Source organism: Nocardia sp. NBC_00508 (genome assembly GCF_036346875.1).
GTDB lineage: Bacteria > Actinomycetota > Actinomycetes > Mycobacteriales > Mycobacteriaceae > Nocardia.
This window is the reverse complement of record NZ_CP107852.1, coordinates 499,060-518,142: the sequence shown is the minus strand read 5'-3', so window position 1 is coordinate 518,142 and position 19,083 is coordinate 499,060. Positions and strand designations below refer to the sequence as shown.

Below are 19,083 nucleotides of genomic sequence, written 5' to 3'. Positions count from 1 at the left end.
GATATGGAAGTGTGTGCGTGTGTTCTTTGAGAACTCAATAGTGTGTCGATGAATGTCAGTGCCAAATGTTTTTTGGTTCCGGCTCTTCTCCCCCCGTGTGGAGGGTCGGATATTTTTTGTCAGCTATTTTTTGGTTGGCGATTGTTTTGCTGGGTTTTCGGACTCTGGTTCAGATACTTTTGATTGCACCTCTTTGTGGGGTGTGGTTGTGAGTCTTCAACGGAGAGTTTGATCCTGGCTCAGGACGAACGCTGGCGGCGTGCTTAACACATGCAAGTCGAGCGGTAAGGCCCTTCGGGGTACACGAGCGGCGAACGGGTGAGTAACACGTGGGTGATCTGCCTCGTACTTCGGGATAAGCCTGGGAAACTGGGTCTAATACCGGATATGACCTGCCGGTGCATGCTGGTGGGTGGAAAGATTTATCGGTGCGAGATGGGCCCGCGGCCTATCAGCTTGTTGGTGGGGTAATGGCCTACCAAGGCGACGACGGGTAGCCGGCCTGAGAGGGCGACCGGCCACACTGGGACTGAGACACGGCCCAGACTCCTACGGGAGGCAGCAGTGGGGAATATTGCACAATGGGCGAAAGCCTGATGCAGCGACGCCGCGTGAGGGATGACGGCCTTCGGGTTGTAAACCTCTTTCGACAGGGACGAAGCGTGAGTGACGGTACCTGTAGAAGAAGCACCGGCCAACTACGTGCCAGCAGCCGCGGTAATACGTAGGGTGCGAGCGTTGTCCGGAATTACTGGGCGTAAAGAGCTTGTAGGCGGTTTGTCGCGTCGTCTGTGAAAACTCACAGCTCAACTGTGAGCTTGCAGGCGATACGGGCAGACTTGAGTACTGCAGGGGAGACTGGAATTCCTGGTGTAGCGGTGAAATGCGCAGATATCAGGAGGAACACCGGTGGCGAAGGCGGGTCTCTGGGCAGTAACTGACGCTGAGAAGCGAAAGCGTGGGTAGCGAACAGGATTAGATACCCTGGTAGTCCACGCCGTAAACGGTGGGCGCTAGGTGTGGGTTTCCTTCCACGGGATCCGTGCCGTAGCTAACGCATTAAGCGCCCCGCCTGGGGAGTACGGCCGCAAGGCTAAAACTCAAAGGAATTGACGGGGGCCCGCACAAGCGGCGGAGCATGTGGATTAATTCGATGCAACGCGAAGAACCTTACCTGGGTTTGACATACACCAGACAGCCTCAGAGATGGGGTTTCCCTTGTGGTTGGTGTACAGGTGGTGCATGGCTGTCGTCAGCTCGTGTCGTGAGATGTTGGGTTAAGTCCCGCAACGAGCGCAACCCTTGTCCTGTGTTGCCAGCGCGTAATGGCGGGGACTCGCAGGAGACTGCCGGGGTCAACTCGGAGGAAGGTGGGGACGACGTCAAGTCATCATGCCCCTTATGTCCAGGGCTTCACACATGCTACAATGGCCGGTACAGAGGGCTGCGATACCGTGAGGTGGAGCGAATCCCTTAAAGCCGGTCTCAGTTCGGATCGGGGTCTGCAACTCGACCCCGTGAAGTTGGAGTCGCTAGTAATCGCAGATCAGCAACGCTGCGGTGAATACGTTCCCGGGCCTTGTACACACCGCCCGTCACGTCATGAAAGTCGGTAACACCCGAAGCCGGTGGCCTAACCCCTTGCGGGAGGGAGCCGTCGAAGGTGGGATCGGCGATTGGGACGAAGTCGTAACAAGGTAGCCGTACCGGAAGGTGCGGCTGGATCACCTCCTTTCTAAGGAGCACTTCTACACGATGCCTCGAACAGTCGAGTGTTGTTCGTGTCAGAGACCGTTGAGTCCTCGTCTGTGGGACTGCGGACGCTCATGGGTGGAACGCTGACAGTTTCTCTTGTGGATGGTCGGAGCTGTGTCTTCGGTCGCGGGTGATATATCGACACACTGTTGGGTCCTGAGAGAACACGCGAGTGTTTCTTTCTAGGCAATATGACGATCCGGGAGTTTCTCCGGTCATACCGGTCTCGGCCTCTTGTGGGGTTGGGGTGCTGGTGTCGGGACAGGTTTCTTTCGGGTGTGTTGTTTGAGAACTGCACAGTGGACGCGAGCATCTTTGTTAGTAAGTGTTTAAGAGCGTACGGTGGATGCCTTGGCACCAGGAGCCGATGAAGGACGTAGGAGGCTGCGATAAGCCTCGGGGAGCTGTCAACCGAGCTGAGATCCGAGGATGTCCGAATGGGGAAACCCAGCACGAGTGATGTCGTGTTACCCGCATCTGAATATATAGGGTGTGTGGAGGGAACGTGGGGAAGTGAAACATCTCAGTACCCACAGGAAGAGAAAACAATTGTGATTCCGTGAGTAGTGGCGAGCGAAAGCGGATGAGGCTAAACCAGGTAGATGTGATAGACGGCAGTCGTTGTCTGTCTGGGGTAGTGGGGCTCACTTTCCTATCACTGCCGTGGTGGGCAACAGTCAGAAAAGTGCGTGTTAGTTGAAGTGGTCTGGAACGGCCTGTCGTAGAGGGTGAGAATCCCGTAGACGAAAATGCGTGCTCTGTTGTAGTGGGTTCCCGAGTAGCAGCGGGCCCGTGAAATCTGCTGTGAATCTGCCGGGACCACCCGGTAAGCCTGAATACTCCCTGGTGACCGATAGCGGACTAGTACCGTGAGGGAAAGGTGAAAAGTACCCCGGGAGGGGAGTGAAATAGTACCTGAAACCGTGCGCTTACAATCCGTCAGAGCCTTCCCTTCGGGGTGGGGTGATGGCGTGCCTTTTGAAGAATGAGCCTGCGAGTCATCGGTGTGTGGCGAGGTTAACCCGTGTGGGGTAGCCGTAGCGAAAGCGAGTCCGAATAGGGCGTTTTGAGTCGCACATCATGGACCCGAAGCGGAGTGATCTACCCATGGCCAGGGTGAAGCAGCAGTAAGATGTTGTGGAGGCCCGAACCCACTTAGGTTGAAAACTGAGGGGATGAGCTGTGGGTAGGGGTGAAAGGCCAATCAAACTCCGTGATAGCTGGTTCTCCCCGAAATGCATTTAGGTGCAGCGTCACGTGTTTCACGCCGGAGGTAGAGCTACTGGATGGCCTAGGGGGCCTACAAGCTTACCGAAGTCAGCCAAACTCCGAATGCCGGTGTGTGAGAGCGTGGCAGTGAGACTGCGGGGGATAAGCTTCGTAGTCGAGAGGGAAACAGCCCAGATCGCCGGCTAAGGCCCCTAAGCGTGTACTAAGTGGAAAAGGATGTGGGGTCGCTGAGACAACCAGGAGGTTGGCTTAGAAGCAGCCACCCTTGAAAGAGTGCGTAATAGCTCACTGGTCAAGTGATCCTGCGCCGACAATGTAGCGGGGCTCAAGTACACCGCCGAAGCCGCGGCACTCCAACGTTCGGTTCCCTTCGGGGCAGCTGTTGGGGTGGGTAGGGGAGCGTCGTGCAGCCAGGGAAGTCACAGGGTGACCTAGTGGTGGAGGCTGTGCGAGTGAGAATGCAGGCATGAGTAGCGAAAGACGAGTGAGAAACTCGTCCGCCGAATGACCAAGGGTTCCTGGGCCAGGTTAATCCGCCCAGGGTGAGTCGGGACCTAAGGCGAGGCCGACAGGCGTAGTCGATGGACAACGGGTTGATATTCCCGTACCCGTGTATCCGCGCCCAATGGCGAATCATCTGTGCTAACCATCCAAAACCGGACGGATCTCCTTCGGGAGACCTGAGGGGGCTGCATGGGATCCTGGGTGTAGTAGTCAAGCGATGGGGTGACGCAGGAAGGTAGCTGGGCCAGGTGATGGAATACCTGGTGTAAGCCGGTAGGGCGTTGTGTAGGTAAATCCGCACAGCATGTGCCTGAGAGGTGATGCGTAGCCGATTGAGGCGAATTCAGTGATCCTATGCTGCCGAGAAAAGCCTCTAGTGAGTTGGTACACGGCCCGTACCCCAAACCGACACAGGTGGTCAGGTAGAGAATACCGAGGCGATCGAGAGAACTGTGGTTAAGGAACTCGGCAAAATGCCCCCGTAACTTCGGGAGAAGGGGGACCAGGCCTGGTGATGGATCTTGCATCCGGAGCTGGGTGTGGTCGCAGAGACCAGAGAGAAGCGACTGTTTACTAAAAACACAGGTCCGTGCGAAGTCGTAAGACGATGTATACGGACTGACGCCTGCCCGGTGCCGGAAGGTTAAGAGGACCGGTTAGCGCCCTTCGGGGTGCGAAGCTGAGAATTTAAGCCCCGGTAAACGGCGGTGGTAACTATAACCATCCTAAGGTAGCGAAATTCCTTGTCGGGTAAGTTCCGACCTGCACGAATGGCGTAACGACTTCTCTGCTGTCTCAACCACAGACTCGGCGAAATTGCATTACGAGTAAAGATGCTCGTTACGCGCGGCAGGACGAAAAGACCCCGGGACCTTCACTATAGCTTGGTATTGGTGTTCGGTACGGTTTGTGTAGGATAGGTGGGAGACTGTGAAGCGGGCACGCCAGTGTTCGTGGAGTCGTCGTTGAAATACCACTCTGGTCGTATTGGACTTCTAACCTCGGGCCATGATCTGGTTCAGGGACAGTGCCTGGTGGGTAGTTTAACTGGGGCGGTTGCCTCCTAAAATGTAACGGAGGCGCCCAAAGGTTCCCTCAGCCTGGTTGGCAATCAGGTGTCGAGTGCAAGTGCACAAGGGAGCTTGACTGTGAGACTGACAGGTCGAGCAGGGACGAAAGTCGGGACTAGTGATCCGGCACCGGCATGTGGAAGCGGTGTCGCTCAACGGATAAAAGGTACCCCGGGGATAACAGGCTGATCTTCCCCAAGAGTCCATATCGACGGGATGGTTTGGCACCTCGATGTCGGCTCGTCGCATCCTGGGGCTGGAGTAGGTCCCAAGGGTTGGGCTGTTCGCCCATTAAAGCGGCACGCGAGCTGGGTTTAGAACGTCGTGAGACAGTTCGGTCTCTATCCGCCGCGCGCGTCAGAAACTTGAGGAAGGCTGTCCCTAGTACGAGAGGACCGGGACGGACGAACCTCTGGTGTGCCAGTTGTCCCGCCAGGGGCATGGCTGGTTGGCTACGTTCGGAAGGGATAACCGCTGAAAGCATCTAAGCGGGAAGCCTGTTCCAAGATGAGGTTTCTCACCACCTTCGAGTGGTTAAGGCCCCCTACAGACCATGGGGTTGATAGGCCGGAACTGGAAGCACGGTAACGTGTGGAGGTGACCGGTACTAATAGGCCGAGGACTTACCAACAAAGATTTGCTACGCGTCCACTGTGCGGTATCTGAAACAACACACAGACACCGCTGCCGGACCCCACCCGGGTCGACCCCCACACATTGGGGGAGGATATTTCCGGGTGTGTGGTCGGGGTTGTGTGGTGTGGATAGTTTCATAGAGTTACGGCGGCCATAGCGGCAGGGAAACGCCCGGTCCCATTCCGAACCCGGAAGCTAAGCCTGCCAGCGCCGATGGTACTGCACTCGACAGGGTGTGGGAGAGTAGGACACCGCCGGAACATCCTTCACGAAAGGCCCTCGGACCACCGAGGGCCTTTCGTCGTCTACAGGCGAAGAACCGTTGTTCCGGAGCAATATGGGACACAACGGTTTCGATGCCGTCGCGTCCACTGATCCCGGTTACCCGCCGTGTCGCCCCGCGGAGAGCGCGCCTGTCAGATCGCGTGCCGTCATGCGAGTCGCCTCGATGAAGTCATCCCGTTCGCTTCGAGTCGTCTCGGTACGCAATGGTCCGAGCTGAACCTCGTACGCCGCGGTGCCGCTCGCATGGACGCGGGAATCCTTGCGGGGCTGGACCATGCGGTCGGCGTCGCCGCGACCACCGACGCCGACACCTTGCTCGCGTCGCGCCCGGACTGCGTCGTCTACTGCTCGATGACCGACAACCGGCTGTTCGAGGCGGTGCAGGATCTGCAGCGTATTCTCGCCGCGGGAATCAACGTCGTCGCCTGTGCGCCGGTATTCTTCCAGTACCCCTATGGCGTGCTGCCGGACGAACTGCTGAAGCCGGTGCAGGAGGCCGCCGCGCAAGGCAATTCGTCGCTGTGGGTCAACGGCATCGATCCGGGCTTCGCCAACGACTTGCTTCCGCTCGCGCTCGCGGGCACCTGTCTGCGGGTCGACCAGGTGCGCTGCATGGAAATCGTCGACTACGCCAGTTACGACAATCGGGAGGTGATGTTCGACATCATGGGCTTCGGCAAGCCCGTCGACGACATCCCGATGCTGCTGCAACCCGGCGTGCTTTCCCTGGCCTGGGGCGGTACGGTCCGCCAGCTCGCCGCGGGCATCGGCGTCACCCTGGATGCCGTCACCGAGACGTACGAGAGGATCCCCGCGCCGACGTCGTTCGACATCGCGACCGGGCATATCGCCGAAGGCACCGCCGCGGCTTTGCGCTTCGAAGTGCGCGGCATGCTCGGCGACGTGCCCGTCACGGTGTTGGAGCACGTGACCCGGCTCCGGCCGGACCTGTGCCCGGACTGGCCCCAGCCGGCGCACCCCGAGGGCTCCTACCGGGTCGAGATCACCGGCGAGCCCAGTTACACGATGGATCTGGTGGCCTCGAGCCGCAACGGCGACCATAACTACGCGACCCTGGTGGCCACCGGCATGCGCATTGTCAACGCCGTTCCCGCCGTAGTCGCGGCGCCGTCCGGGATTCTGACCGCACTCGACCTCCCATTGATCACCGGACCGGCGGACCGCCCGAGCCGCTGAACCGTTCTGGGCAGCGCCCAGTTGACCCCGGGACAGCCGGGTCGTCAGCCTGGCTGGCGCACGGCGCGCATCGTGCCGTTGGTCCTGCTCGGTATCCGGCGGCGATGGCGCAATTGGCCTACCCGGCGCGCAATGGGTCGCACCGGGTAGGTCTGCTCGGTTCACAGGGCGTATGGCCGGGTTGGGCTTTGCTCGGTGGCTGGCGCGGATGGCGCGCGTTGAATCTGCCCGGCGCGCAACGCGGACAATGCCCGTTCGACGTCATTGATGCTGTTGTAGAGGTGGAACGCGACCCGCAGCCCACCGAGGCGATAACGCTCGACACTCCCGCCGCGTCTTCCGCGCGGATGGTGCCGGTTGGGCTTGCTCGGCGGGTGGCGAGGGTGCCGCCGCCTGCTCGGCGCAGCGCGGATGGCGCTAGTTGGGCCTATCCGGCGCGCAACGCGGACAATGCCCGTTCGACGTCGTCCGTGCTGTTGTAGAGATGGAAGGCGAACCGCAGCGCACCCGCTCGGGCCGAGGCGATCACATTCGCCTCCTCCAGCCGTGCCGCCGCGTCCGCCGCGCCGGGCACCGAGACGATGGGGGAGCGCGCGGCCACCGGCTCGAACCCGAGTTCGCGCAGGCCGTCGCGGAATCGGTCGGCCAGCTCCAGATTGTGCGCGCCGATCTTGTCGACGGTGAGTTCCTCGACCAGCGACAGGCCCGCCAGCGCGGCGATGACGCCGAGCCAGTCCGGGGTCGCGTCGAAGCGCCGTGCCGTCGGAGGCAGCGCGACCGGACGATACAGCTCGGCCCAGCGGTCCTCGGCGGCGTACCAGCTGGATCCGACCGGTCGCAGCTCGGTGACGAGCTCGGGCGCCGTGGCGAGGAACGCGACGCTGCGTGCGCCGATCAACCACTTGAAGGTGGCGCAGACCCAATAGTCCGCGTCGGCGAACCGCAGTGGCAGCCATCCCGCGGCTTGGGTGGCGTCCACCAGCAGCCGCGCACCGTTGGCCCGGGCGGCCGCCCGCAGCTCGGCCAGATCGGTGACGCGGCCGTCCCTGGACTGGACCACGCTCACCGCGACCAGCGCGGTCTCCGCTCGCACATGCGCAGCCAGCTCCGGCAATGGAACGAAGCGCACCACGAGATCGCCGCGATACACGAAAGGCATGGAAACCGACGAGAATTCGCCCTCCGGCAACAGGACCTCCGCGCCCGGCGGCAGCGCTGCGGCCACCGGGGCGATCAGGCCCGCGACACCGCTGCCGAGCGCGATGTCATCAGCACTCGCGCCGTCGAGCAGGCGGGCGAATCCGGCGCGCAGATCGGGTACCAGGAGATCAAGCGACGTCGGTCCGCCGCGGCCGGTGGCCCAGATGGCGCTGGCGTCGCGCACGGCAGCCAGCGCTCGGGCGGACGGCAGCCCGTACGAGGCCGTGTTCAGATAGGTGGTTTCGGGCGTGTACTCGTCAGGCGCTAGGGAGGGCATGTCCGCAGCATCCGCCCGGCGCGCCCGTGCCGTCCAGCGCCACCGCGCGGATAGTGGACCGATTTCCGGCGCGGCGCCCGTTATTTGTCGGATGCCCACATGTTGGACAGCAGTTGGTAGCTCGGTGTGTCCGCCAGCGCCTGCATGGATTCGTAGATGCGCTGGTAGCCGGTCGAGGTGATCCGCCACCGGCCATCGGTGTCGCGGTGGTAGGTGTCGGTGTAGTACCCGGCTCCCCGGATCAGCACGCCGTACTCGGTGGCGATCACGGTGTCCTCGAAAGCCCATGAGCCCGTGGCGATTTTGCCGTCGATACGGATCTCCGGATGATGGGCGACGTGCATCGTGACGACCGAGGGCCCGAGATTCTCCCGCATGAACGCCGCGATCGCGGCGCGGCCGTCCAAGTGCAGCGGCTGTCCCATGGCATGGGTGCCGTAGCGTCCGGTCGCGTCGACGGCGAGGGTGTCGGCGAACGCTTCCCACTCTTTGAGATCGAGGGTGCGAAAGTAGCGGTACTTCAGCTGGCGGACGGCTTCGATGGCGTCGAGATCCATCCGTTGAGCCTGGCACGCGCAGGGGCACCAGACAAGAACGTGTTCTATGCCCCGCCGTCTGCCGGAGTGTCGGCGGGTAGCGAGCCGGTTATCCGGCGGTGTCGAACGGCCGTGATCGGGTACTCGGATAACGGGTGCCGTCGTGCGGCCACGATGGCGTCCTTGGAGCCGACCTCGTCACAACCAGGGGAATCGTGATGACCGACCGTCCCGCCACCCACGACACACACGACGAAACCGCCATCGATCAGGACCTCGCCTTGAAAGCGGCCGCCGCACGCTTGGAGGACGAATTCGAGGGTGTGGTCAGCGAAGCGGCGATCGAGGATCACCTGCACTCGTCGTACGACCACGTCGCCGATCACGCCACGATCATGAACTACTTGCCGCTACTTGCCGAGCGCTACACCCGCGAGTGGCTGTTCGACCTGGCGGAGTCCTCGCGCGGATCCGACTAGCCGACAGCCTGGCCCGCTCGCGCACCGATCGCCGGACATAGCCGCCGATCGCCGGTGGCTCGTCGCAATGATCGGTGAATCGCCGCTGCGCGAAGCGTTTACTTCTAAGCTCTACGCGAGCGCGTGTGGAGGTTGGTTATGGCGGTCGAGGTGACGACCGATCCGGTGTCCGGGGAATTATCGACCGGATCAGGGCAGACCTCGGTCCGGCCGGGCCAGCCTCCGGTGTCGATGATCGAGCGGATGACACTGATACTGGACGCTTTCGACGGCGCGACGCCGACGCTCACCCTGGTGGGACTCGCCGAGCGCACCGGCCTGCCGCGGTCCACGGTGCACCGCATTCTGGACCAGCTGATCCGGCTGCGCTGGCTCGCGCACGCACCGGGCGGTTACCGGCTCGGGGTGCGCACGCTCGAACTGGGTGGACTCGCCGCCGATCACAACGAGATCCGGGATGTGGTGAGTCCGCTGCTGCACGACCTGAGTCAACGGACCGGCATGGTCGGTCACCTCGCCGTCCTGGACGGACCTGAGGTGCTGTACCTGGACAAAGTCGGCGGCCGGTTCGCCGCGACCGTCCCCACGCGGCTCGGCGGCCGGATGCCCGCGCACAGTACGGCACTCGGCAAAGCGCTGCTGGCCACGCTGGAACCGAGCATCGTGGAGGCGTCCTTCCGTGACCGCTTGCCGCAGCTGACCGCGCGCACCCTCGCCGACCGTGCCGAACTGCACCGCGAGCTCGTCCGCATCCGCAACCGGCAAGGTGTCGCCGTCGACAACGAGGAGTCCGTTCCGGGTATCGCGTGCGTGGCCGTGCCGATCCGGGGACGCGGTGCGGCCGTGGCAGCGGTCTCGCTGTCGGGTCAGATCAGCGGTGATCGAGCCACATTGGACACCGCCCGGCTGGCCCGGGCGCTGGTCGAGGTGGCTCACGAGGCTGGCCGCACGCTGTTTCCCCGGCACGAGCGCTGGCGTTAGCGGTCCGGCGGCCGGAGCTTCCGGCCGAATCATTTCCGATCGTCAGGGCTGGGGCGGACGAAATGCTCGAAATTTGCCCTGCACTTGCTGAACCGTGCGTCTTTCATAGTGAAGAATTTCCGTTCGCGGTGTACGCGGGCGGACGGACTGCTTTCCTGGAGAGGTCAGGAGGGACAGTCCGCGAGCAGGCGAGCCGGAGTCGGGGAGCGATGCATCGGGTACCGATCCAACAGCGGCCATTCCGATCCGAATGGTTATGGTTTGCGGCAGGCGTGCTGGGCACCATCGCCGCCATTGTCTGGCTGACGCGGCCGTCGTTGCCCTCGTGCGGCGCCAGCCACCTGAACGAGGCGGCTTCGACGTCGCGATCGACCGCGGTGGCGGTCGGTTTCGCGCCGATCGTGCCCGTGGTGTCCGGCGAGGCGCGGAATTTGCCAGTGTCGTGTTCGCTCCAGGAGCTGTCGGCGGACGGCTTCTATGCTGAAGTGCCCGTCGCGGATCACGGCCGTGCCGACCTGTGCGGCGTGTATCTCGACGTCCGGGCTTCGCCCGGCAACGCGCCTGTGCTCGTTCTCGACAGGTGCCCGAGATGCCTTGCCGAACAACCGGACCCGAGTGAGTCGGCGTTCGCAGGGATCGCCGATTCCGCCGACGGAGAGCCCCGGGTCCGCTACCGCCTGGTGCGCGATCCCCGACCGGCGCCGGACCCGGCTGACGAGGTGACGCCGGACCCGTCCGCGTCCTGGTTCGCCATCCTGCCCGGCGGCACGGAAATCGGCAGGAGATAGCTCGGTCTCAGGCGAGATTCGCGGCCAGCGCGCGCCCGGCGGCGCGTCCGGAGAAGATGCACCCGCCGAGGAAAGTGCCCTCCAGCGCGTTGTAGCCGTGCACGCCGCCGCCGCCGAATCCGGCGACCTCACCTGCGGCGTACAGGCCGGGAAATGCCGTCCCGTCCGGCTTGACGACCTGGGAATCCAGATCGGTCTGCAAGCCGCCCAGGGTTTTCCGGGTGAGGATGTTCAGCCGCACCGCGATCAGCGGGCCGGCGGCCGGGTCGAGGATCCGGTGCGGTTTGGCCACCCGGCCCGCCTTGTCCCCGAAGTACCGGCGCGCGTTGGCGATCGCCATCAGCTGGCTGTCCTTGGTGTACTTGTTGGCCAGTTCCCGGTCGCGGGCGACGATCTGGCGTTCCAGGTCGTCATGGTCCAGCTGAGGGCCGCGAGCGATCTTGTTCATGCCCTCGACCAGCTCGCGCAGCGTGTCCGCGACGACGAAGTCCACACCGTGCTGTTTGAAGGCCTCTACCGGCCCCGGCGCTCCTTTGGCGACGCGGCTCTTCAACGTGAGTTTGAGGTCCTTGCCGGTGATGTCCGGGTTCTGCTCGGAGCCGGAGAGCGCGAACTCCTTCTCGATGATCGACTGGGTGAGCACGAACCAGGAGTAGTCGTAGCCGGACTTCAGGATCTCCTTCATCGTCGTGTTCGTGTCGAATCCGGGGAAACATGGTGCGGGCAGGCGTTTTCCGTTCGCGTCGAACCACATCGAGGACGGGCCTGGGATGATCCGGATGGCGTGGTCGGGCCAGATCGGGTTCCAGTTGACGATGCCCTCGGTGTAGTGCCACATGCGGTCCCGGTTGACGATCGCGCCGCCCGCGGCCTCGGTGATGCCCAGCATCCGGCCGTCGACGTGCGCGGGCACTCCGGAGATCAGTGTCTCCGGGCACGGGCCGAGCCGCTGAGTGGGCCAGTTGCGCCGGATCATCTCGTGGTTGTGACCGATCCCGCCGGAGGTCACGATCACGGCCTTCGCGCGGAACTCGAACTCGCCCACCTTGTTCCGGGACGAGGCCCGGCCCCGCTCCAGATCGGTGTCCTCCAGCACGGTGCCGCGTACGCCGACCACCGCGTCGTCCGCCACGATCAGCTCGTCCACCTGGTGGCGGAAGCTGAACCGGACCAGCCCGCGCCGCTCGGCCTCGAGCACCGGCTCGGCGAAGACCCGGACCACTTCGGGGCCGGTGCCCCAGGTCAGGTGGAAGCGCGGCACCGAGTTGCCGTGACCGTCGGCCGAGCCGCCGCCGCGTTCGGCCCAGCCGACCAGCGGCGTCACGCGCAGGCCGAGCTCGCGCAGGTATTCCCGCTTCTCGGTGGCCGCGAACCGCACATACGCCTGCGCCCACTGCCGGGCCCAGTGGTCCTCGTCGTCGCGGTCGAACCCGGCCGAGCCGAGCCAGTCCTGCAGGGCGAGGTCGTAGGAATCCTTGATGCCGAGGCGGCGCTGTTCCGGACTGTCGACGAAGAACAGCCCGCCCAGCGACCAGAACGCCTGACCACCGAGATTGTTGCGATTCTCCTGGTCGAGCACGTGCACGGTGCGGCCCGCCTTGACCAGTTCGTGGGTGGCGACCAGGCCGGCCAGCCCGGCGCCGACGACGAGGACGTCCGCTTCCTTGGCATCGGGACTGCTGTGGGACATGTTCATCCTTCGGTTGCGGTGCTGTAGGCCAGCACGACGTGGTGGAAGAGCTCGGTGCGCCGCGCGCGAACCACGCGGCTGCCCGGCTCCAGCAGAACCTGCACGCTGGTGCCGTCGTGGACGGCGATGAGCGCCTGGCCGAACGCCTCCGGGTCCGGCACGGTGCGGCCGCCGCGTGCGAGCGCGGCGACGATCGTCGGCATGAGCGCCGCGACGATCGCCTCCTCGCGCGCGGCCATCACCCGGCGCAGCGCGGGAGTGCGCAGGGCGTGCGCGGTGAACTCGGCGGTGATCCGGTACCAGCCGTCATCGATCGGGACCGCTCGTTCCAGTCGTTCGACGGCGGTGCGGACGTCGTCGGTGCCGTCCGCCGCGATCTCGTCGAGAATGGCCCTCGCTTGGGCGAGCATCGCCATCGAGCGCTGCTCCCACATGGCCAGGAACAGCTCGTCCAGCGAGCTGAAGTTGGAGTAGAACGCACCGCGGGTGAATCCGGCGCGTTCGCAGACGCTCTCCACGGTCGCGCGACCGAATCCCTCCTCGGCGAATGCCTCGTAGGCGGCGGCGAGCAGCCGGTTCCTGGTTTCGGCGCGGCGGCGGGTGACCCGGGCGGGCGGGGCCTGCACGGCATCGGACGCCATCGGGCACCTCCTCGGATCGCCGGAGAACGGCCATTGGATACACGAATGTACTCGATACGGAAACGTATCAGAACTGCTTGCGGGGTGGGACCGAAATCGCCGAGTAGGGTGAGTCCGACGCATCCGGCCTGGTCGGATGCGGTCCGGTCGAGCCGAGCGTGCGAGGTGACCCGACGATGACTGAGCGCAGCGAGCAAGCGATGGATACAGCCGAGCTACCCACGTCGTCCTTTCGGCCAAGGCCCGCACCCTCGACGGCGGCGACCGTCGCCGTTGCACATCGTTGGCGTCGGCGTCGAGCCTGGCCGCCCCGCCGGAAACTCCGCGGCGCAAGGCGACGATCCGGTGAGGCCGGGGACCAGGCGCTCGGCGGCCGCGTCGGTGTCTGCGCGCGCCCGGGCAACTCGCTCGTGCCAGAGCCGAGCGCATACGAGGTGCGGGCATGAGTTCCCTGAGTCAACCCCTATGCGGCGATCGGTTGTTGAGTCGGTTGTTTTTTGGTGGGGTCGTAGCAGGTTTTGGTGCGCCAGCAAGCCCAGATGATGCGCAGCCAGGCGCGGCCGAGGGTGCGGATGGCGTGGGGGTGTCGTTGGCCGCGGGCGCGGGCGGCGGTGTAGCGCTGGTCTGCCCAGTCGCTGGCGCGGCGGCTGTTGTCGATCCAGGTCACCAAGGCTTGTCTGGCTCGCTGGTTGGTGGCGTGGCGGAAGGCGACGGTGTGGATTTTGCCGGAGGAGCGGGTGACCGGGGCGATGCCGGTTTCGGCGGCGAGTTGATCGAAGCTGTTGGCGCGCTCCAGGATTGGGCCGACCTCGCCGATGATCTGGGCCAGGTTCAGTGTGCCGACGCGGGGCAGATCGGCCAGCAATCTGGCGTAGGGGTGTGCGGCGAGAGCGTCGGCGATCACGGCGTCGAGTGCGTCGATGCTGGTTTGGATCGAGCGGACGAGCCCGGTCTGGGCGCGGACCAGCTGCGCGATGACCGGCTCGCCGAGCCTGCTGGCCGATGTGGGTGCCTCGCGCAGCCGGGCGAGCAGCTCGGTGCCGGGACGGCGGCCGCTGTAGTGGTGGCGGCGGCAGAACGCCTCGAGGCGGGCCGCGGTGAGCCCAGCAGCGGCCTGCGGGCTCGGGTAGCGGTCCAGGAACGCCAGCGCGATCGGCGAGTGCAGGCTGGCGAAGATCGTCCTGCCTCCGGGCCAGTGCGTGTCCAGCAGCGCGGCGAGTTGATTGACCGCGGCGATGCGCATGCCCAGGTGGTCGCCGCGCTGACGGGTCAATGCCTGCAGTTCGAGCGTTTGCGGCAGGGTCGGGGCCAGTACCGGCAGCCGGTGGCCGTCGGTGCGGGCGTAGTCGGCCAGCTTGAACCCATCGCCGGGATCGTTCTTGGCGCGGGCGGCGCCCCAACGGGGGCGAGCGGCATGAAAAGCGTTGGGGTGCACCGGAATCACCGGATGCCCGGCGGTCAGCAGCCGGTCCACGACCAGCCCGCGGGTGGTCTCGATTGCCACCGGCAACTCACCGGGCCCGCCGTAGCAGGCCAGCCGTGCCAACGCGCGAGCGATGCCGTCTTCAGTATGCGGCACCGGGAAGCGTTCGATCTTGCCACCGGCATCGTCGATCACGGTCACGTCGTGAGTGGTGCTGCCCCAGTCCCAGCCGGCGAACGCCACAGGTGTGCTCCCTCGAGGTCGATGAACTGCCTCCTCGGAAGCGAGGGCCGCCGCCGGAAGCTCATTGATCGGCCCTCTGCGGGGCATGTCCCTGACGCCGGTCCGCGGCCCTCGGCCCGGTGGGGCTGGCAGAACTCATGCTGGCCATCAAATGGCACGCGACGAAGGCCATGCACCCACCGGAACCGAGAGACAACAACCCTAACTGTTCGGGCTGCAGAAGGGATGGTGCCCCAATGAGCGAGCGAACGTTGGATACAGCCGAATGCTTGCTCATGGCGGAGCCGAGGGCCTGCGAGGTGCGGGCATGAGCGAGATCCGCGGCGGTACGACCGCGATGCGCTGTTGGCGGGTGCGCAGACCCGGCCCGATCGCGGGCGGCCCGTTGGACGCGGAGCGCGCGCGGATCCCGGAACCGGCGCCCGGCGAGCTGCTGGTCCGGGTGCTCGCCTGCCGCGTTCGGCCTATACGGGCTGGGACGCCGACGGCGGCTATGCCGAATTCGCCTGTGTGCCAGCGGCGTACGCGCTGCGCCTGCCCGCCGGTTACACCGATGCCGACGCCGCGCCGCTGCTGTGCGCGGGCATCATCGGGTATAGGGCGCTGCTGCGGGCGTCCGTGCCTCCGGGCGGGCGGCTGGGGATCTACGGCTTCGGTGGCAGCGCCCATATCGCGGCTCAGGTCGCGGCCGCGGGTGGTGTGGAGGTGCACGTCATGACGCGCGATCCCGCCGCCCGCGAACTAGCGACCGCTCTCGGGGCCGCGTCGGTGCAGGGCGCCGCCGATCCGCCTCCGGTACTGCTCGATTCGGCGATCCTCTTCGCGCCGGTCGGCGAGCTGGTGCCGCCCGCACTGGCGGCGCTGGATCGCGGCGGGGTTCTTGCCATCGCGGGAATCCATCTCAGCGACATCCCGCCGCTGAACTACCAGCGGCATCTGTTCCAGGAGCGGGAGATTCGCTCGGTGACCGCCAACACCCGCGCGGACGCCCGCGAATTCCTCGCTTTCGCGGGCGAACACCGGATACATCTGACCACGCACGGGTACTCCCTGGACATGGCCGATCGGGCGCTGACCGATCTCGCGCACGGACGATTCACGGGCGCAGCGGTTCTCGTTCCGTAGGCGGGGCAGAACACGATTCGGCGCTGAGTCGGTATCGGTCGGGTCGAGTTCCTTGACGAGGTCCGGAGTCGTACTTACCTTCGCGGATATAGCCGAGCAATTGTCACTGACAACAGTCACTCTCGGCTATCTCACAACGGCGTGAGTAGGTGAGTACGATGGCCAACCGGAAGGTAATTCATTTCGAAAAGTGGCTTGTGGCAAGGGCATTCGCTGTGCTGCTGCTCGTCGCGGGGTTCGCGGCGGCGACCGGGTTGCACGCATGGGCGATGTCGTGTGCGGCAGTCGACGTCGTCGTGGCCAGAGGCACCCATGAACCCGGGTATCTGGGTTCGGTGGTGGGCGACCCGCTCTATGACACGCTGCGACAAGAACTTCTGGTCAGCTCGCAGTCCTACCGGGTGAACTATCCTGCGGATCTGCTGGATCCGGCCTCGATCAGCCGGGGTACCCAGGACATGACCGCCCACGTGCTGTGGCAGGCCGAGATGTGTCCGGACCAGCGGTTCGTGCTGGTCGGGTTCTCGCAAGGGGCCGTCGTGACGCATGGGGTGCTCGGCACCGGTATCGCGACCGCGCTCGGCGGCATCCACTCGCTTCCGGTGGAAGTGGAATCGCGGGTGGCGGCGGTGCTGCTCTTCGGCGATCCCATTCACCTGCTCGGCTGGAACGTGCCGCCACATTACGCCGACCGGACTGGAAACTACTGCACCAGCGGTGATCCGATCTGCGGCGGCGGCATCCACCCGGTCTCGCACACCGATTACGAGTGGGCCATCTGGCCCGCCGCGCAGTTCGCGGCGTGCCGGGTTTGAATCCCAGGGGGATCCGCAGTGGGGGCCGACCCAGGTCAGCCCCCACTATGGCGTTACGAGCTGCCCGGGGAGAGGGCTGACAATCGCGGACCTACCACTGCAATCCCGGGACGACGCGAGCGACGCGCGCCGCGGGGCCGGGCAGGGCCATGAGCGGCATGAACACCGGGGCCAGCACGGCCAACGGGCTGCGGCCCGGCGCGGCGTCCGCGGGGGCAGGCACCTCGGACGCCGTTTCGCCGTCGCTGTTGCCCTGCGCGGCACGGGATTCCCCGAACATGCGGAAGCCTTGGTGCATGATCTGACGCTTGACCGACGGCATGAGCAGCTCGACCGCTTGGGCGAAGGTGCCGACCGGCGTGTCGATGCGATGCGGGCGATCCTCCAGCGCGCGGATCACGATGTCGGCGGCCCGCTCCGGGTCGGGAACCGGAAGCGAGCGGTACAGGTCGGTCGGCGCGATCATCGGGGTGCGCACCAACGGCATCCGCACCGAGGTGAACGTGATTCCGGCATCCCGGTTCTCGACCGCGGCGATCTCGCTGAAATTGTCCAGCGCCGACTTGCTCGCCACGTAGGCGGCGAACCGGGGCACCTTGGTCTGCACCGCGATCGAGGAGATATTGACCACGTGCCCGAACCGGCGTGCCCGCATCGACGGCAGCAGGCCCAGAATGAGCCGCACGGCGCCGAAATAGTTCACCGCCATGGTGCGCTCGAAATCGTGCATCCGGTCGGTGGAGTTGAGCACCGAGCGGCGGATCGATCGGCCCGCGTTGTTCACCAGGTAGTCGACGTGACCGTGATCGTCGAGCACGCACTGCACGAGCTTCTCGACCGCTTCGGAATCGGTGATGTCGCACGGATAGGTATGTGCCACGCCGCCTTCCGCGCGCAGGGATTCGGCCGCGGCGGCCAGGTCGTCGTGACCGCGGGCGACCATGAGCACGGTGGCGCCGCGCCGGGCGACCGCGTGCGCGGTGGCCAGCCCGATACCGGAGGACGCACCCGTGATCAGCACGACGCGCCCGGCGAGCGGGTCACCCTTGACCGAGACGCGGCCGCGCTGCGGATCGAGGTGCGCACGCCAGTACTGCCACAGGCGCTCGGCGTAGCTGTCGAACGACGGCACGGTCAGGCCCGCGCCGCGCAACTGGGCGCGGGTGGAGTCGCTGATGAACTCGGCGGAGAACGAGGTGTGCGGAGCGACTTCGGCCGGAATGCCCATCTGCTCCAACAGGAAGTCCCGCACGGCGGGCACGCCGGGGATCTGCGCGAGCCCGTTGAGCGCCAGTCCGCTGCCCGGCACCGTGCCGACGCCGGTCGGTGCGCCCGCCGCCGCGGCGAGCGCGCCGTACACGTCGCTGAACGGCTGCGGCTCCGGGTTGACCAGGTGGAAGGTGCGCCCGTCCAGGCCGGGACGGCGGATCAGTTCGACCATGGCGGCCGAAACATAGTCGACCGGAACGATATTGGTCGCGCCGAGATCGGGCAGCGGCAGCGGCAGGTCGGACGGCAGCGCACCGAGTTTGGCGATGGCGCTGAAGAAGTAGTACGGGCCGTCGATCTTGTCCATCTCGCCGGTGCGGGAATCGCCCACGATGATGGCGGGCCGGTACACCCGCCAGCGCACGCCACGCGCCTCGCGCACGAGCTTTTCGGCCGCGAACTTGGTGCGGTGATACGGCGAGGTCAGCCGCTGTCCGAGGTCGAAGTCCTCTTCGAAGAACTTGCCCTTGTGGTCGCCCGCGACGGCGACGGATGAGACGTGGTGCAGCACCGCGCCCAGTTCGCGGGCCAGCGCCAGTACCGAGCGGGTGCCGGTGACGTTGGCGGCGTGCGCGGTGTCCTCGTCGGCGGTCATGTCGTAGACGGCGCCCAGGTGGACGATGTGGTCGGCCCGCGGCGCTTCGGAGGCCAGTCCGAGATCGTCGGCGGTGAGATCGCCGATCAGCGCGAAGACACGCTCGGCACCGCGCCAGCCCGACGCGCGCTCGGTGAACTTCGCCAGCGACGTCTCGCGCACCAGCACGTGGACGATCGCCTCGTGGTCGTGATCCAGGAGATCTTGAACGACCCGCCTGCCCAAGAATCCGGTTCCGCCCGTCACGATGTAGGTCGCCATCGCACTCTCCTGCTGTTCACTCGAACCATGTTGTCGCACCAGTCATCCGGCATGCGGCAGTGAATGCGGAGAGCTGTGATCGG

General features: G+C 65.2%; 10 protein-coding genes, 3 rRNA genes and 2 pseudogenes. 9 read left to right on the top strand and 6 right to left on the bottom strand.

Annotated features, from left to right (window positions below; genetic code table 11):
- Nucleotides 1-216 precede the first annotated feature (216 nt).
- The 4 genes and pseudogenes from OHA40_RS02175 to OHA40_RS02160 form a co-directional block, all read left to right on the top strand.
- A 16S ribosomal RNA gene (locus OHA40_RS02175) occupies nt 217-1,735 on the top strand.
- 339 nt (nt 1,736-2,074) lie between these two features.
- Nucleotides 2,075-5,190: ribosomal RNA gene (locus tag OHA40_RS02170) — 23S ribosomal RNA — on the top strand.
- Nucleotides 5,191-5,338: 148 nt separating this feature from the next.
- Nucleotides 5,339-5,455 (top strand): 5S ribosomal RNA (rrf, locus tag OHA40_RS02165).
- Together the 16S, 23S and 5S rRNA genes form the textbook arrangement of a ribosomal RNA operon.
- A gap of 262 nt (nt 5,456-5,717) precedes the next feature.
- Nucleotides 5,718-6,677: pseudogene (locus OHA40_RS02160) on the top strand (NAD(P)H-dependent amine dehydrogenase family protein); the annotation flags it as partial.
- Between the two features lie 427 nt (nt 6,678-7,104).
- On the opposite strand, the gene OHA40_RS02155 reads toward OHA40_RS02160, so the two are convergent.
- Together OHA40_RS02155 and OHA40_RS02150 are read right to left on the bottom strand one after the other, a co-directional pair.
- The gene (locus tag OHA40_RS02155) at nt 7,105-8,154 is read right to left on the bottom strand and encodes an aminotransferase class V-fold PLP-dependent enzyme (RefSeq protein ID WP_330231382.1); all 1,050 of its coding nucleotides are present in this window, start codon (nt 8,152-8,154) and stop codon (nt 7,105-7,107) included.
- Nucleotides 8,155-8,234: 80 nt separating this feature from the next.
- Nucleotides 8,235-8,711: a nuclear transport factor 2 family protein gene (locus OHA40_RS02150; protein ID WP_330231381.1), complete on the bottom strand. Its 477-nt coding sequence runs from the start codon at nt 8,709-8,711 to the stop codon at nt 8,235-8,237.
- A gap of 197 nt (nt 8,712-8,908) precedes the next feature.
- Here OHA40_RS02150 and OHA40_RS02145 point away from each other — a divergent pair, with 197 nt between their 5' ends.
- The 3 genes from OHA40_RS02145 (at nt 8,909) to OHA40_RS02135 (ending at nt 10,938) form a co-directional block, all read left to right on the top strand.
- The gene (locus OHA40_RS02145; protein WP_330231380.1) at nt 8,909-9,169 is read left to right on the top strand and encodes a three-helix bundle dimerization domain-containing protein; all 261 of its coding nucleotides are present in this window, start codon (nt 8,909-8,911) and stop codon (nt 9,167-9,169) included.
- 138 nt (nt 9,170-9,307) lie between these two features.
- Nucleotides 9,308-10,150, top strand: coding sequence for an IclR family transcriptional regulator (locus tag OHA40_RS02140; RefSeq protein WP_330231379.1), 843 nt, complete (start codon nt 9,308-9,310; stop codon nt 10,148-10,150).
- Nucleotides 10,151-10,422: 272 nt separating this feature from the next.
- Entirely contained in the window at nt 10,423-10,938 is a 516-nt protein-coding gene (locus OHA40_RS02135; protein WP_330231378.1) for a hypothetical protein, read from the top strand.
- Nucleotides 10,939-10,945: 7 nt separating this feature from the next.
- On the opposite strand, the gene OHA40_RS02130 is transcribed toward OHA40_RS02135, so the two are convergent.
- The 3 genes from OHA40_RS02130 to OHA40_RS02120 all read right to left on the bottom strand — a co-directional run bounded on the left by OHA40_RS02130 (nt 10,946) and on the right by OHA40_RS02120 (nt 14,935).
- Nucleotides 10,946-12,628, bottom strand: a complete 1,683-nt coding sequence (locus OHA40_RS02130) for an FAD-binding dehydrogenase (RefSeq protein WP_442943897.1) — start codon at nt 12,626-12,628, stop codon at nt 10,946-10,948.
- A gap of 2 nt (nt 12,629-12,630) precedes the next feature.
- Nucleotides 12,631-13,269: a TetR/AcrR family transcriptional regulator gene (locus OHA40_RS02125; RefSeq protein WP_330231376.1), complete on the bottom strand. Its 639-nt coding sequence runs from the start codon at nt 13,267-13,269 to the stop codon at nt 12,631-12,633.
- Nucleotides 13,270-13,732: 463 nt separating this feature from the next.
- Entirely contained in the window at nt 13,733-14,935 is a 1,203-nt protein-coding gene (locus tag OHA40_RS02120) for an IS110 family transposase (protein ID WP_330228174.1), read from the bottom strand.
- Nucleotides 14,936-15,272: 337 nt separating this feature from the next.
- On the opposite strand from OHA40_RS02120, the pseudogene OHA40_RS02115 reads away from it, so the two are divergent.
- Nucleotides 15,273-16,060 (top strand): annotated as a pseudogene (locus OHA40_RS02115) (zinc-binding alcohol dehydrogenase family protein).
- 158 nt (nt 16,061-16,218) lie between these two features.
- Nucleotides 16,219-16,875 (top strand): cutinase family protein, encoded by a 657-nt coding sequence (locus tag OHA40_RS02110; protein ID WP_330231375.1) that lies wholly within the window; start codon nt 16,219-16,221, stop codon nt 16,873-16,875.
- Between the two features lie 91 nt (nt 16,876-16,966).
- Here the strand turns inward: OHA40_RS02110 and OHA40_RS02105 are convergent, their stop codons facing one another.
- Complete coding sequence (locus OHA40_RS02105; RefSeq protein ID WP_330231374.1) at nt 16,967-19,000, bottom strand: SDR family oxidoreductase; 2,034 nt, start codon at nt 18,998-19,000, stop codon at nt 16,967-16,969.
- Nucleotides 19,001-19,083 lie beyond the last annotated feature (83 nt).